Genomic DNA, 14,688 nt, shown 5'->3' with positions numbered 1-14,688 from the left:
CACGGATGCCGGACAGCCGCCGAAGGCGGAGCCGTCCGGCCACGGCCGCGCCCCCGGACCCGCCGATCGGCGGAAGGTCCGGGGGCGCGGCCGTGCGCGTGCCGTCGGTCGGGCTGTGCCCGTGCCGCCCGTCAGGCCCTGTGCCCGCCGTGCGTGCGGCCCCGGTCTGTCGGGTCGGGCCGTGCGCACGGCGGGCAAGTGCCGAACCGGCAGCGGCCCCGCACCTCGGTGCGGGGCCGCTGCCGGCCGGAGAGTCCTGGGAGAGCGGTCGGTTACTGGGTACGCGCGTCCCGGCTGGGTCCGACGCACAGCGCCCAGATGACGAAGGCGTCGATGGCGATCAGCACGCTGGACCACACGGGGGAGTACGGCAGCCACATGAAGTTGGCGACCATGGCCAGGCCCGCCAGGGTGATGCCGACGATGCGGGCCCACAGCATGCCGCGGAACACGGCGATGCCTGCGAGGACGACGAGGACACCGAGGGTGAGGTGGATCCAGCCCCAGCTCGTGAGGTTGAAGCTGTAGACGTAGTTGCTGGTCGTGACGAAGACGTCGTCCTTGGCGATGGCGGCGATGCCCTGGAATATGGACATCGCACCGCCGAAGATCATCATGACCGCGGCGAAGGCGGTCCAACCGGACACCCACGCTCCCGAACTGCCGGCGGTTCCCTGCCGGTGCGTACTCGTCGTAGCCATTGCGAGCTCCTCCTGCGTAGACCTCGCCACAGACCGGTGACGGCCGGTGGCCACATTTCAGCTTGCCACGGGAATGACGGTCCGGCAGATCGTCGGAAATCACGCCGGGCGGGGCCGAGATCGATGTGCGGGAGAATCCGTTCGGTGCTCCAATGGATCTGTCCGGTGCGCTGAGAGTGAATTCGGCGCACACAAGGGATCGAATCCCTTTCGGGCTCATTCCGTATGCCTCGTGCCGGAAAGGAAACCACCGTGCCAGGTCTCCTCCGCGGGGTCGCCCGCACCGCCGTGGTGGCCGGTACGGCCACCGCCGTCTCGAACCGTGTGTCACGTCGCCAGCAGGGGCGATGGGCCCAGCAGGAAGCCCCGCAGCAGGAGCCCCCGCCCGCCGCCGCGCCGGCGCCCGCCCCGCCGGCCGACGACATGACCAGCAAGATCGATCAACTGAAGCAACTCGGGGACCTGAAGGCCCAGGGCGTGCTCAACGAAGCCGAGTTCGAGGAACAGAAGCGCAGGATCCTCGGCTGACCCGCGCACGGTCCTCGACGAGGAAACCGCTACGAGACCACGACGAGAAGCCACGACGAGAAGCCACGACGAGAAGCCACGACGAGAAGCCACGACGAGAACACAGGCCCGGCGGCCGGGGGATCAGCCCTCGGCCGCCGAGGTGTGACGAGAGCCCGATGCTGGGCTGGACCCGGGTGAGCGGACCCCGGGGTCAGCCCACCCGGTGGCCGTTCTCCAGTTCCGCCGTTCCCGAGTTCTCCGCCAGGACCTCGAGTGCGGCGAGGACACGACGGCCCGAGGCGCCCGGCAGATGCGCGGCCAGTTCCTCGCGCGGCACCAACCGCCAGGACAGCAGTTCCTCCTCCTGCAGCCGGATCGCCTTGAGGTCCTGCTCGCCGAGTACACCGCCGTCGTACAGATACGCCACCAGCGGCGGGCGCGCCGGCCACCGGACCCAGTCGACGGCCAGCAGTCGTCCGAGCTCCACGTCGAGGCCGATCTCCTCGGCCGTCTCGCGGCGCGCACCCTGCCGTGGGCTCTCCCCGTCGTCGGACTCCACCGTTCCGCCCGGCAGCGTCCACCCCTCGCGGTAGTTCGGCTCGACGAGGAGCACCCGCCCCTCGGCGTCGCGGAAGAGGGCGGCGGCCCCGACGAGGACACGGGGCAGGCCGGCGAGGTATGCGGCGAAGTCCGAAGTGGTCACTCAGGAAGGGTAACGAGCGGGCCTCGACGTCCCTGGGCCTCGACGTCCCCGGACCTCGACGTCCCCGGGCTCCGGCACCGTCCCCGGGCTCCGGCACCGTCCCCGGGCTCCGGATCAGGCTCCGCCCTCGGCGCGGACCTCGCTCCCGTCCCCGACCTCGGCTCTGGCACCGTCCCCGGCCTCGGCGCCGACCCCGGGCACCGCCCCCGACCCTGCCCCTCGCCCCGGACTCTGCCCCCCGCCCCCGACCCTCGGCTCAGGCCCCGGCTTTCGCCAGCGCGACCGTGCGTGACGCGAGCTCGGTGATTCGTACGCCGTCGAAGCCGAACACCGCGCTGCGGACGGTGTTCTCCAGCGGCTCCTTCCACTGCGGGGGGATCGCCTCCGCCCCGCACAGGACGCCCGCGACGGAGCCCGCGGTCGCGCCGTTCGAGTCGGTGTCCAGACCGCCGCGGACGGTCAGCGTGATGGTGCGGGTGAAGTCGCCGTCGCCGTACAGCAGCCCGGCGGTCAGCACCGCCGCGTTCGGGACCGTGTGGATCCAGCCCATTCCGGCGGTCTCCTCGGACACCGTGGTGAGCGTGTCCTCCCAGGTCATCCGGGTCTCGTGGAGCGTGACCACCCGGCGTACCGTGCGGGCCAGGCGGCTGCTCGCGGGGATCACGGTGAGCGCCGTCTCCAGAGCGTCCCGGACGGACGGGGCGGTGAAGGCCGCGGAGATCAGCGCCGCCGCCCACATCGCGCCGTAGACGCCATTGCCGGTGTGCGACAGGACGGCGTCACGGCGGGCCAGGGAGGCCGCGCGCTGTGGCCGCCCCGGGGACGTCCAGCCGTAGACATCGGCGCGGATCAGCGCGCCGATCCACTCCTGGTACGGATTCTCGTACGTCGCCGTCACCGGAGGTCTCAGCCCCTGGGCGAGGTTGCGGTACGCGGCCCGCTCCGCCGTGAACGTCTGGAGATACGGAAGGCGCAGCAGCCACAGGTCACCGACCTGCTCGGTGCTGAACGCGAAGCCGTGCGTCTCCAGGAGGTCGAGTCCGAGGATCGCGTAGTCCACGTCGTCGTCACGGCAACTGCCGTGGATGCGGCCGCGCACACAGCTGCGCCACTCGGGCCGCAGCTCGAACTCGCCCCCGGCACCGTCGTCGGCGGGCCCGGGGAGATAGTCGGTCAGAGGCAGCGCGTCGGCCTGCCGCAGATAGCGGTCGATCCGGTCCCGCGTCCAGTGGTCGCCCTGCTCGACCGGCTTGCCGAGCATGTTGCCCGCGATCCGGCCCAGCCAGCCCCCGAGGACGCGGTCGCCGATGTCGGTGCCCACAGGGGTCATGGCTCCGGTCTACCCAATTCCGGGCGGGCGCGCTCGCCGGGGCGGCGCGGAACCGGGTGCTCCGGGAGCCGCCGGCGCCGCCGATGCCCGCGCCGGGCGCCTCCGCGGCGGCGGATCCCGGGGCCGGTCCCGGGCCGGTCCGCAGGCTGGGCAGGGGCATGACGGCGGGGGCTCCCTCCGGTTAAGGTCGCAGCGGCGCGACTGCCTTGACGTGTGCAAGGCCCGGAAGCAAGGGGAATGCAAGGTGGCGGACGCTGCAGTGAATCGGACCCCGGGCGTGCTCATCGCCGCGGACAAGTTCAAGGGATCGCTGACGGCCGTACAGGTCGCGGAGCGCGTGACGGCCGGACTGCGCCGGGTCGCGCCCCAGGTGGTGGTCGAGTCGCTGCCCGTGGCCGACGGCGGCGACGGCACCGTCGACGCAGCGGTCGCGGCCGGATTCGAGCGCCGCGAGGTGCGCGTCGCCGGACCGCTGGGCGACGAGGTGACCGCCGCGTTCGCGCTGCGCGGGGACACCGCGGTCGTGGAGATGGCCGAGGCGAGCGGGTTGCAGCGGCTGCCCAAGGGTGTCTTCGCACCGCTCTCGTCCTCGACGTACGGCTCCGGGGAACTGCTGCGCGCCGCGCTGGACGCCGGTGCGCGCACCGTCGTCTTCGGCGTGGGCGGCAGCGCGACGACGGACGGCGGCGCGGGCATGCTGTCCGCGCTCGGCGCGCGCTTCCTCGACGCGGACGGCGAGCCGGTGGCTCCGGGCGGCGCCGCGCTGAGTGACGTGGTGAGCGCCGATCTGTCCGGTCTGGACGACCGGCTCGCCGCGGTCGACTTCGTCCTCGCCAGTGACGTGGACAACCCGTTGACGGGTCCCAAGGGCGCACCCGCCGTCTACGGCCCCCAGAAGGGCGCGGGTCCCGACGACGTGGCGGTGCTGGACATCGCCCTCGCCCACTTCGCCGACGTCCTGGAGAAGGAGATCGGGCCGAAGGCCGCCGGGTACGCCGCGGCGCCCGGCGCGGGCGCCGCGGGAGGGGTCGGATATGGGGCTCTGGTCCTTGGTGCCCGCTTCCGGCCCGGCATCGAGGTGATGCTCGACGTGCTCGGCTTCGCGCCCGCCCTGGAACGCGCCACGCTGGTGATCACCGGTGAGGGGTCCCTCGACGAACAGACCCTGCACGGCAAGGCGCCCGCGGGGGTCGCGGCGGCCGCCCGGGCCGGGGGCAAGGAGGTCGTCGCGGTCTGCGGCCGCCTCGCGCTCAGGCCCGAGGCGCTCGGCAGGGCCGGCATCCGCCGGGCGTATCCCCTCACCGAGGTCGAGCCCGACATCGCGAAGTGCATCTCCGACGCCGGCCCGATCCTGGAACGGGTGGCGGAGAACATCGGCCGGGACTTCCTGGTCTGAGGCCCGAGTCGTTCGTCCACCCCTTCGGCTCCCGGGCGGTCCGCCGCCCTCGCCTGTCGCCTGTTGCCTGACGTCGGGCCGCCTGACGTCGGGCCTCCCGGCATCGGCCGCCGTCGTCTCACCGTCCCGTCCCCGACCCCGTCCCCGTACCTGGTCCCGTCCCCGTGAGCGCCCTCGCGCCCGCCAGCCGGTAGGCGTCCAGGGCCAAGGTCATCTCGATCAGGTCCCGGGGGCGGGCCAGTGAACGTGACGTCAGCTGTTCCAGCCGGCGCAGGCGGTTGAAGACGGTGTTCCGGTGGCAGTACAGGCGTCCGGCCGCGCGTCCCGCGGAGCCCTCGCAGGCCAGCCACATGTCCAGCGTTTCGATCAGTACGGCCCGGTCGCCCGGTTCGAGCTCCAGTAACGTCCCGAACACGTCCGACACCAGCCGGCCCGCCAGCTCCGGCTGGCTCACGACGAGCGCCGTCGGCATCCGCTGATCGAGGCGTACGACACCGGTCGCGTCCGGCGGACAGGTGCGCAGCGCCAGTTCGGCCCACCGCCGGGCCCGCCCCAGCTCGCCCAGACCCGAGACCACGGGGCTGATCCCGCCCGGACCGGAGCGCCGCCCGTCCAGCAGCCGGGCCACCTCGTCCAGGCCCTGTTCGGCGTCCAGCGCCACCACCGCGATCTCGCAGTCGGCCCGCATCCGCCAGATGAACCGCAGGCCCGCCCCCACCATCGGCCGGACACAGACGTCCCGTCCGTCGTGGCGCTCCGTCCGCAGCACGACGACGGCGTACGGTCCGTGCTCGGGCAGATCGAGCCCGGCCGCCGCCCGCGCCGCGAGCCCCGGGGCCTCCTGACCCTCCAGCAGCGCGTCGAGCAGCGCCTGCAACTGTTCGTCGGTGCGCCGCCGCAGTTCCCGTTCCGTGGCGAGGTAGGACTCCGACGCGGTCGTGGCCTGCGCGTCCACGGCCGACCACACCATCGTGGCGCACCGCATGAGCACCGCGAGCCGCTCGGGCTCCCGGCTCGCCGCGCTCTCCATCAGAGCGTCCCACACCAGATAGCCGGCGGCACGGTAGGCGTGCACCAGGAGTTCGAGCGGCAGCCCCTGCTGGGCCCGCCGCCGGCCCGCCTCCTCGGCGTGCTCCAGATCGCGCCGCGGTGAGTCCCGCGGCGCGGAGATCGCCTTGATGCCGATGCGCATCGCGGTCTCCGCCTCCCGCCACTGCTGGTCGTACGGCAGCACCTGTCCGTAGACGGGGGAGTACTCGGTGAGCTGCCTGACGTGCTCGTCGACGAGCTCGGGCAGCCGTTCCAGCAGAGTCACACACGACTCCGCGAGCAGCTTCCAGTCATGACCGGTCCGCGGTCTGCGCCCTCCCATGGCCGGAGGATCCCACCCGGACACGGGGTCGCACAGGCCCCTGACACGCGGTGTTGTGCGCATGCACAACGGGCGGGCGCCACCGGTGGGCTCCCGCCGCGTATCGGCCGCAGCCCGTGGACGGGGGTGCCCGCCGGTGCTGAGGTGAGCGCCACACCGAGCGAGGACAAGGGAGATGCCATGGGCGGTTCCGCTCTGCTCGTGCGGGAACTGTCGGTCGGATACGGCCCCGTACGCGCACTGCGTCATGTGTCGTTGGAGGTGCCCGAGGCAGCCGTGGTGACGGTCCTCGGCGCCAACGGCGCGGGCAAGTCGACGCTGCTGCGGGCGGTGTGCCGGACCCTCTCCTTCCACGGGGGAGCGGTCACCGGCGGCACGGTCACGCTGGGCGGGCGACCGTTGGACCGGCTGCCGCCGGACCGGGTGGTGGCCGCCGGGGTGTCCCAAGTCCCGGAAGGAAGGCGGGTGTTCAGCCGGATGACGGTCGCGGACAATCTGCGCGCCGGAGCACTCGGCGGTACCGGCGGCCGCGCGGACCGGGCACGCGCCCTGCGACGCGTGCACGAGCTGTTCCCCGTCCTCGCCGACCGCGCCCAGCAACGGGCGGGGCTGCTGTCCGGCGGGGAGCAGCAGATGCTCGCGGTCGGCCGGGCGCTCATGGGCGCCCCCAAGGTGCTGCTGCTCGACGAACCCTCGCTCGGGCTCGCCCCGCTGATGGCCGCTCGGATCGCCGACACCGTGCGGGAGATCAACGAACAGGGCACCTCCGTCCTGCTCGTCGAACAGAATGCCGCCCTCGCCCTGCGACTCGCGTCCAGCGCCTATGTCCTGGAGGTCGGCGAGGTGACCCTGTCCGGTCCCGCGGACGAACTCGCCGCCTCCGACGAGGTGCGCCGCCGCTATCTCGGCGTGGTCGACGAGGACGCGGCGGCCGACGGGGCTTCCGCGCGCGGCGCCCTCCCGTCCCTGTCCCGTTGGAAGGGGTGACCCGCCGTGGAGGAACACGACAGAGTGACCACAGAAGCCACCGGCCGACAAGCGGCCGCACACGCCACGGCTCAAGAAGCGGCCGCACAGGCCACCGCTCAAGCAGCCGTGCCCTCCGGCATTCCCTCGCTCGACGTCAGGGACGTGACGGTCCGTTTCGCGGGGCTGACCGCGCTCGACGCGGTGAGCTTCACCGTTCGGCCCGGCACCGTGCACGCCCTCATCGGACCCAACGGGGCAGGAAAGTCCACCTGCTTCAACGTGCTGTCCGGCGTCTGCCGGCCCGCCGCCGGAAGCGTCCGCCTCGGGAAGCACGAACTCACCGGACTGCCGCCGCACCGGATCGCCGGGCTGGGCGTGGCCCGCATCTTCCAGAACCTAGCCCTGCCCCCGCACGCCACCGTCGAGGACTGCCTGCTGCTCGGCCGGCACCGGCTGACCCGCGCCGGATTCCTCGCCGCCGGGCTGCGGCTGCCCTCGGCGGCCCGCGAGGACCGGCGGCACCGCGAACGCGTCCGCGAGATCGCCGCGTTCGTGGGCCTGGAGCGGCAGCTCGACCGGCCCGCCGGTTCGCTCCCGTACGGACAGCAGAAGCTCGCCGAGCTCGCCCGGGCCCTGTGCATGGAACCCCGGATCCTGCTCCTGGACGAACCCGTCGCGGGCATGACCGCCGCCGAACGCCGCCGAACCGCCGCGGTCGTCGCGGGAGTTCGCGACAGCCTCGGCATCTCGATCGTGCTGGTGGAACACGACATGGGGGTGGTGATGCGGCTCGCCGACGCGGTGACCGTACTGGACTTCGGGCGCCGTATCGCCGACGGCGCCCCCGCGGACGTACAGAACGATCCGGCGGTGGTACGCGCCTATCTGGGCGAGCGCGCCGACCCAGAGGAGACCGCTTCATGAGCACCTTCGCCGAACTCCTGCTCAACGGCCTGTCGTTGGGCTCCGTCTACGCCCTCATCGCCCTTGGCTTCGTCGTCATCTTCCGGGCCACCGAGGTCGTCAACTTCGCACACGCCTCGCTGCTGCTCGCCGGTGGTTATGTCACCGCGACCCTCCACGACGACATCGGCTTCTGGCCCGCGCTGCTCGCCGGTGTCGCGGGCGCCGCACTGGTGGGGGCGGCCGTGGAGTTCCTGGTGATGCGCCGCTACCGGGGTACCGACCAGAGCGTCCTCGCCATCGTCACCATCGGCGTCGACATCCTTCTCACCACCGAACTGACCCGCCGTATCGGCACGGACGTCCTGGTGATGGGCGACCCCTGGGGCAACGCCGTCCTCACCGTCGGACCGGTGTCCATCGCCCACACCCGGATCGCGGCGTTCGTCACGGCGTCCGTGCTCATCACCGCCTTTCTGCTCGCCTTCCGCTACACGTCCTGGGGCGTGGCGATGCGCGCCGCCGCGGAGAGCCCGGAGACGGCTGCCCTGATGGGGGTCCGGCTGGGCAGGGTGTCGCTGGGGGCCTGGGCGGTGGCGGGCGGCCTCGCGGCCGTCGCCGCGCTGTTCCTGACCGTCTTCCCGACCCCCGGTCTCGAACGGGCCACCTCGCTGGCCGCGCTCAAGGCGTTCCCCGCGGCGATCCTCGGAGGCCTCGACTCGACGACCGGCGCGCTGGTCGGCGGTCTCCTCGTCGGTGTCACCGAATCCATGGCCACCGGCTACCAGAGCGACCTCACCTTCCTCGGGCGCGGTATCGGCGATCTCGCGCCGTACGCGGTCATGGTCGCGATCCTGCTCATCCGGCCCGCCGGGCTGTTCGGCACGAAGGAGCTCGCCCGTGTCTGAGGTCCTCACCCGTGACGAGACGGGCAGCGCCCCCCGGCCCGCCCGCCGGCGCACGATCCGGCTGCCCGGCGCCCGGACCGCGATCGGGGCCGCCGGCGCCGTACTGCTGCTCGCGCTGCCCTTCTACGTCGACCGCTTCTGGCTCGAGGCCGGTCTGTTCGCGATGGCCGCCGCGATCGGCGCGATCGGCCTCAACCTCCTCACCGGCGCGACCGGTCAGCTCTCCATGGGACACGCCTTCTTCCTCGCGGTCGGCGCGTACGGCTACTGCGTGTTCGCGGCAGACGGAGGCGACGGCCTCACCGGCCTGGGACTGCCGACGTGGCTCGCGGCCGTGCTCGCCGTGGCCGTCTCCGGGATCGCCGGGGGCCTGTTCAGCCCGATCGCGGGACGGCTGCGCGGCGCCTACCTCGGCATCGCCACGCTGGCCCTGATCTTCATCGGACAGCACGTCCTGTTCAACGCCCGGGATCTGACGGGCGGCTTCAACGGCCGCGACGTACCGCCGCTCAGCCTCTTCGGTCTCACCTTCGACGACCGCGAGCTCCTCGTCGCCGCCGTGCCGTTCGGCTCGGCCGAGAAGCTCTGGTACGTGGGTCTGCTGCTGCTCCTCGGCTGCGGGCTGTTCGCCCGAGGGGTGCTGCGCGGACGGCCCGGCCGGGCGATGAACGCGATCCGCGACCACCGGATCGCGGCCGGGGTGATCGGCGTGCCCGTCGCCCGGTACCGCGCCGCCGTCTTCGTCCTGTCCTCGATGTACGCGGGCCTGGCCGGGGTGCTGCTCGCCCTGGTCTTCCAGCGCACCGTGCCCGACTACTTCGGGATCACGCTCTCGCTCGACTACCTCGCCATGATCGTCATCGGCGGGCTCGGCTCGGTCGCCGGGGCGGTCGTCGGGGCCGTGTTCGTCTCGCTGCTGCCGCAGCTGCTGACCCGCTACAGCGACACCCTGCCCCTGGTCTCCGACCCGGGAATGGGCGGGATCGCGCCCGGCGAGGCGGCCCGGTACCTGTACGGCGCCGCCGTCGTGGCGGTGGTGCTCTTTCTTCCGGGCGGTCTGGTCAGGGTGGCCGCCCGGCTTCGCGTCAAGCCCCGTCCCGGGGCCACTCCAGGGGAGGAACGATGAGAACGACACACACCGCGCGGCTGGCCGCCGGGGCGCTGGCCGCCCTGCTCGTGCTGGCCGGATGCAGCTCCAAGGCCAAGGACGACGGCGGCGACAAGCAGTCGGCCGGCGGCGTGAAGACCGGCGAGGGGATCTCCGGGAAGACGATCAGCCTCGGCGTGCTCACCGACATGAGCGGTGTCTACGCGACGCTCGGCAAGTCCGTCACCCAGGCCCAGCAGCTCTATGTGAAGCAGACCAACGCCGCCGGCGGCGTCTGCGGCTACAAGCTGGCGCTGACGGTCCGCGACCACGGGTACGACCCGCAGAAGGCCGTCTCCGGCTACACGGAGCTGGCGCCGAAGGTGCTGGGCTTCACCCAGTTCATCGGCTCGCCGTTCGTCGCGGCCGTCAAGCAGCGCATCGACGGACAGGACAAGGGCCTGGTCCTGCCGCAGGCCTGGTCCGCCACCCTGCTGGGCAGCCCGTACATCCGGCCCATCGGCTCGACGTACGACATCGAGACGATCAACGCGATCGACTTCCTGATGAAGGAGAAGGGCCTCAAGAAGGGCGACAGCATCGGCCATGTGTACTTCGAGGGGGACTACGGCGAGAACGCCCTGACGGGCTCCCGGTACATGGCGAAGCAGTCGGGGCTCAAGGTCGTCGAGCAGAAGATCAAGCCGACGGACAACGACATGACCGGCCAGGTCGTCGCGCTGAAGAAGGCCGGGGTGAAGGCCATCGTGATCAGCGCGGGACCGCGGCAGGCGGCCTCGCTCGTCGGGGTCGCGGCGGCCGTCAAGTTCAATGTGCCGGTCATCGGCAACAACTCGGCGTTCGCCCCGCAGCTCCTCGCCACCGCGGCGGCCCCGGCCCTGGAGGCGAACTACTACGTGGCCAATCCCTCGCTGCCGATCGGGGCGGACACCCCGAAGGCGAAGAAGCTGGTCGCGGACTACAAGGCCGCCTACCCGAAGGACTCCCTGGACAACGGCGTGGTGGCCGGCTGGACGGCCGCGTCGGCGTTCGGCGAGGCGCTGAAGAAGGCCTGCGTGGCCAAGGACCTCACCCGCGAGGGTGTCGACAAGGCCCTGCTGACCATCGACGCGTTCGACCCGGGGTTCGGCATCCCCCAGAACTTCACCGACCCGAAGTCGGCGTCGTCGAAGGAGAGCGTCATCCTGCAGCCCGACAAGAACGCCGTGGGCGGGATGAAGGTCGTCCGTGAGGCCGAGGTCTCGTCCGTCGCCCAGGGTTACACGCCCGGCGCCTGACCCCCTCGCTCCCGCGAAGGTCGCGAAGGGAGCGTTCGGCGGCGCCGATGGCTCCGCTCACGCACAAGGGCCCCGAACCGTGTGGTTCGGGGCCCTTCGTGACGTACGGGGTGTTACGGGAGCTGTGCGGCTCGTGCCTCACGGCGGTTGCCCCGGAAGTTGTTCACCCGGCGGGCCGTGGCGAACAGCGGGATCACCGCGCCCATGACCAGCTGCAGCGCACAGCCGGTCTGGAGGAGCAGCTGACCGCCCGGGGCGTCGAACGCCCAGGCCGCCAGGAGACCCATCGAGAGCACGATCCAGGAGAGCATCGCGACCGCGAGGCGACCACGCGGCTTGGGGTACTCGACCCGGCTCACCATCAGCCAGGCGGTGCCCATGATCGCCATGAGCGTGGCGACGAAGGGCAGCTCGAGCAGGATGATGGAGACCACCGTCAGGGCGCCGAAGGGGCTCGGCATGCCCTGGAACGTGCCGTCCTTCACCGTGACGCAGGAGAATCTCGCGAGCCTCAGCACCACGGCCAGGAGCACCACGATCGCTCCGACCGCGGCCACCTTCTGGTACGCGTCGTCCGCGACCATGCCGTACACGAGCACGAAGTACGCCGGCGCGAGACCGAAGCTGATCAGGTCGGACAGGTTGTCCAGCTCGGCGCCCATGGGGGAGGAGCGCAGCTTGCGGGCCACCAGGCCGTCGAACAGGTCGAAGACCGCGGCGCACAGCATGAGGATCACGGCCGTCGCGGCGGAGTGACGGGCCATGCCCGACTCGTCGCTGCCCGTGAGGTGCGGGATCAGGATCCCGGTGGTGGTGAAGTACACCGCCATGAAGCCGCACGTGGCGTTGCCGAGAGTGAGCGTGTCGGCTATCGAGAGGCGGAGCGAGAGGGGCATCTCCTCGTCGTCGTCCACCTCATCGGCCTCCGGCACCCAGCCGGCCTGTGTCTCGGGATCAATCACGGTCAATTCGAGTCACCCCAGCCACGGTCTTCTGACCGACCTCCACGTCGACCTCGACACCCTCGGGGAGGTAGATGTCCACGCGCGAGCCGAAGCGGATCAGTCCGATCCGGTCACCCTGCTCGACCTTCGTGCCCTGAGGGATGTAGGGCACGATGCGACGGGCGACCGCGCCGGCGATCTGGATCATCTCGATGTCACCGAGCTCGGTGTCGAAGTGCCAGACGACGCGCTCGTTGTTCTCGCTCTCCTTGTTGAAAGCGGGAACGAACCCACCGGGGATGTGCTCGACCGACGTCACCGTGCCGGAGAGTGGCGCGCGGTTGACGTGGACGTTGAGCGGGCTCATGAAGATCGCGACTCGGGTGCGTCCGTCCTTCCACGGCATGATGCTCTGCACCACACCGTCGGCGGGCGAGATGACACGGCCCTGCGCGATCTCACGCTCGGGGTCGCGGAAGAACCACAGCATCCCGGCCGCGAGCGCGGTGACGGGTACGGCCACGGCCTTGGCCGCGCCGGAACGGCGCGAACGGGCCAGGCTGAGTGCTGCGGTGGCAACGGTCGGGAGAAGCCACGGCGATGCTCCGCGCGCGAGGCGGACCCGGCCGCGAGGTGCAGAGGTTTGGCTGTGGGGCATGGATGACCTTCGTAGCGGATGATGCCGCGCTCGAACGGGGGACGGCGGCTTTCACGCGATCGTACCGGTCGCAGACCGCAACTGGGCAAGCCAAGATGCGGAGTCGACGGCGGAAGAGTGCTGACGGGGTGTGATCTTCTTCGCGAAGAAAACACCCCGAACCCGGACACTTAGCCCTGGAGTCGATACTCTTCGAGCAGTCGGCGCCCGATGATCATTTTCTGGATTTCGGCGGTACCTTCACCGATCAGCAGCATCGGCGCCTCACGGTAGAGGCGTTCGATCTCGTACTCCTTGGAGAAGCCGTAGCCGCCGTGGATCCGGAAAGCATCTTCCACCACCTCTTTGCAGTACTCGGAGGCGAGGTACTTCGCCATCCCTGCTTCGAGGTCGTTTCGTTCCCCGGAGTCCTTTTTGCGAGCCGCGTTCACCATCATTGCATGGGCGGCCTCGACCTTGGTAGCCATTTCGGCCAGCTTGAACTGGATCGCCTGGTGCTGGGCGATGGCTTTGCCGAAAGTGTGACGTTGCTGGGCATATGAGACGCCGAGCTCAAATGCACGCTGCGCGACGCCGCAGCCACGGGCCGCGACATTGACGCGGCCGACCTCGACTCCGTCCATCATTTGGTAAAACCCTCGGCCGGTGGTCCCGCCGAGTACGCGATCGGCCGGAATGCGCAGTCCGTCCATGATGAGTTCGGTGGTGTCGACCCCCTTGTAACCCATCTTGTCGATCTTCCCGGGAATGGTGAGGCCGGGGCGGACCTCTCCGAAGCCGGGCTCCTTCTCCACCAGGAAGGTCGTCATCGACTTGTGGGGCGCCGTGCCCTCGGGGTGTCCTTCGTCACTCCGGACGAGAACGGCCACCAGATTCGACGTTCCACCGTTCGTCAGCCACATCTTCTGGCCGTTCAGGACGTACTCCTCGCCGTCCTTCACCGCCTTCGATGTGATCGCCGACACATCCGAACCGAGCGCCGGCTCCGACATCGAGAAGGCGCCGCGCGTCTCACCGAGCGCCATGCGGGGCAGGAAGTGGTCCTTCTGCTCCTGCGTGCCGTGCTGCTTGATCATGTACGCCACGATGAAGTGGGTGTTGATGATGCCGGAGACCGACATCCAGCCACGGGCGATCTCCTCGACGCACAGCGCGTACGTCAGGAGGGACTCGCCCAGGCCGCCGTACTCCTCGGGGATCATCAGCCCGAAGAGGCCCAGCTCCTTGAGGCCGTCGACGATTTCTTGCGGGTACTCGTCGCGGTGCTCCAGCTCGGTCGCTACCGGGATGATCTCCTTGTCCACGAAATCGCGGACGGTGGAGAGGATCTCCTGCTGGACGTCGGTCAGACCGGCGGTCTGGGCGAGTCGCGCCATGACTACTTCTCCGTCTTCTTTTCCGCGGGTGCGGTGAGTTCGGGCCGGCCGGGCTGCTCGCCGCCGCGCTCCTTGATGTACGTCTCGGTGGGGACCATGACCTTGCGGCGGAACACGCAGACCAGCGTGCCGTCCTGCTTGTAGCCCTTGGTCTCGACGTAGACGATCCCGCGGTCCGACTTGGACCGGGAGGGCGTCTTGTCGAGGACCGTGGTCTCGCCGTAGATCGTGTCGCCGTGGAAGGTCGGCGCCACGTGCTTCAGCGACTCGACCTCCAGGTTGGCGATCGCCTTGCCCGAGACGTCCGGCACGGACATCCCGAGGAGCAGCGAGTAGATGTAGTTCCCGACGACGACGTTCTTGCCGAAATCGGTCGTCTTCTCCGCATAGTTGCTGTCCATGTGGAGGGGGTGGTGGTTCATGGTCAGCAGACAGAAGAGGTGGTCGTCGTACTCCGTGACCGTCTTCCCGGGCCAGTGCTTGTAGACCGCCCCGACCTCGAACTCTTCGTAGGTGCGTCCGAACTGCATGGT

The 14,688-nt window shown here is 70.6% G+C and carries 15 protein-coding genes; 7 read left to right on the top strand and 8 right to left on the bottom strand.

The annotated features are described in order from the left end of the window. Positions 1 to 272 precede the first annotated feature (272 nt). Positions 273 to 701 carry a DUF7144 family membrane protein gene (locus N4G66_RS17590; protein WP_261705062.1) on the bottom strand — a complete coding sequence of 143 codons (429 nt, stop codon included), beginning with the start codon at positions 699 to 701 and terminating at the stop codon, positions 273 to 275. 252 nt (positions 702 to 953) lie between these two features. On the opposite strand from N4G66_RS17590, the gene N4G66_RS17585 reads away from it, so the two are divergent. After that, positions 954 to 1,229 (top strand): SHOCT domain-containing protein, encoded by a 276-nt coding sequence (locus N4G66_RS17585; protein WP_261705061.1) that lies wholly within the window; start codon positions 954 to 956, stop codon positions 1,227 to 1,229. Between the two features lie 193 nt (positions 1,230 to 1,422). Here N4G66_RS17585 and N4G66_RS17580 read toward each other — a convergent pair whose 3' ends face one another. Further along, the gene (locus N4G66_RS17580; protein WP_261705060.1) at positions 1,423 to 1,914 is read right to left on the bottom strand and encodes an NUDIX domain-containing protein; all 492 of its coding nucleotides are present in this window, start codon (positions 1,912 to 1,914) and stop codon (positions 1,423 to 1,425) included. A gap of 256 nt (positions 1,915 to 2,170) precedes the next feature. Next, complete coding sequence (locus tag N4G66_RS17575) at positions 2,171 to 3,244, bottom strand: ADP-ribosylglycohydrolase family protein (RefSeq protein WP_261705059.1); 1,074 nt, start codon at positions 3,242 to 3,244, stop codon at positions 2,171 to 2,173. A 277-nt stretch (positions 3,245 to 3,521) separates the two neighbouring features. Between N4G66_RS17575 and N4G66_RS17570 the strand changes: the two genes are divergently transcribed. Beyond that, the gene (locus N4G66_RS17570) at positions 3,522 to 4,640 is read left to right on the top strand and encodes a glycerate kinase (protein WP_261705102.1); all 1,119 of its coding nucleotides are present in this window, start codon (positions 3,522 to 3,524) and stop codon (positions 4,638 to 4,640) included. A 118-nt stretch (positions 4,641 to 4,758) separates the two neighbouring features. Here N4G66_RS17570 and N4G66_RS17565 read toward each other — a convergent pair whose 3' ends face one another. Continuing rightward, the gene (locus tag N4G66_RS17565) at positions 4,759 to 6,012 is read right to left on the bottom strand and encodes a PucR family transcriptional regulator (RefSeq protein WP_261705058.1); all 1,254 of its coding nucleotides are present in this window, start codon (positions 6,010 to 6,012) and stop codon (positions 4,759 to 4,761) included. 180 nt (positions 6,013 to 6,192) lie between these two features. Here N4G66_RS17565 and N4G66_RS17560 point away from each other — a divergent pair, with 180 nt between their 5' ends. From N4G66_RS17560 to N4G66_RS17540, 5 genes are all read left to right on the top strand, one after another. Then, positions 6,193 to 6,999, top strand: a complete 807-nt coding sequence (locus tag N4G66_RS17560) for an ABC transporter ATP-binding protein (RefSeq protein WP_261705101.1) — start codon at positions 6,193 to 6,195, stop codon at positions 6,997 to 6,999. Between the two features lie 120 nt (positions 7,000 to 7,119). Next, positions 7,120 to 7,905 (top strand): ABC transporter ATP-binding protein, encoded by a 786-nt coding sequence (locus tag N4G66_RS17555; RefSeq protein ID WP_261705100.1) that lies wholly within the window; start codon positions 7,120 to 7,122, stop codon positions 7,903 to 7,905. Next, positions 7,902 to 8,792 (top strand): branched-chain amino acid ABC transporter permease, encoded by an 891-nt coding sequence (locus tag N4G66_RS17550; RefSeq protein WP_261705057.1) that lies wholly within the window; start codon positions 7,902 to 7,904, stop codon positions 8,790 to 8,792. The genes N4G66_RS17555 and N4G66_RS17550 overlap by 4 nt, the downstream gene beginning before the upstream one ends. Continuing rightward, entirely contained in the window at positions 8,785 to 9,918 is a 1,134-nt protein-coding gene (locus N4G66_RS17545) for a branched-chain amino acid ABC transporter permease (protein ID WP_391858829.1), read from the top strand. Before N4G66_RS17550 ends, N4G66_RS17545 begins: the two co-directional genes overlap by 8 nt. Next, a complete protein-coding gene (locus N4G66_RS17540) occupies positions 9,915 to 11,177 on the top strand; it encodes an ABC transporter substrate-binding protein (protein ID WP_261705056.1) in 1,263 nt (420 codons plus the stop codon). The genes N4G66_RS17545 and N4G66_RS17540 overlap by 4 nt, the downstream gene beginning before the upstream one ends. A 113-nt stretch (positions 11,178 to 11,290) precedes the next feature. Here the strand turns inward: N4G66_RS17540 and pssA are convergent, their stop codons facing one another. From pssA to N4G66_RS17520, 4 genes are all read right to left on the bottom strand, one after another. Further along, a complete protein-coding gene (gene pssA / locus N4G66_RS17535; protein ID WP_261705098.1) occupies positions 11,291 to 12,109 on the bottom strand; it encodes a CDP-diacylglycerol--serine O-phosphatidyltransferase in 819 nt (272 codons plus the stop codon). A 22-nt stretch (positions 12,110 to 12,131) separates the two neighbouring features. After that, positions 12,132 to 12,779, bottom strand: a complete 648-nt coding sequence (locus N4G66_RS17530) for a phosphatidylserine decarboxylase (RefSeq protein WP_261705055.1) — start codon at positions 12,777 to 12,779, stop codon at positions 12,132 to 12,134. A gap of 170 nt (positions 12,780 to 12,949) precedes the next feature. Further along, a complete protein-coding gene (locus N4G66_RS17525) occupies positions 12,950 to 14,155 on the bottom strand; it encodes an acyl-CoA dehydrogenase family protein (RefSeq protein ID WP_261705054.1) in 1,206 nt (401 codons plus the stop codon). 2 nt (positions 14,156 to 14,157) lie between these two features. Further along, the gene (locus tag N4G66_RS17520; protein ID WP_261705053.1) at positions 14,158 to 14,685 is read right to left on the bottom strand and encodes a MaoC family dehydratase; all 528 of its coding nucleotides are present in this window, start codon (positions 14,683 to 14,685) and stop codon (positions 14,158 to 14,160) included. Positions 14,686 to 14,688: the final 3 nt, after the last annotated feature.

Origin of the sequence: Streptomyces rhizosphaerihabitans (genome assembly GCF_025399795.1) — a bacterium.
Lineage (GTDB): Bacteria > Actinomycetota > Actinomycetes > Streptomycetales > Streptomycetaceae > Streptomyces > Streptomyces rhizosphaerihabitans.
This window is presented reverse-complemented; position numbering and strand designations above follow the sequence as displayed.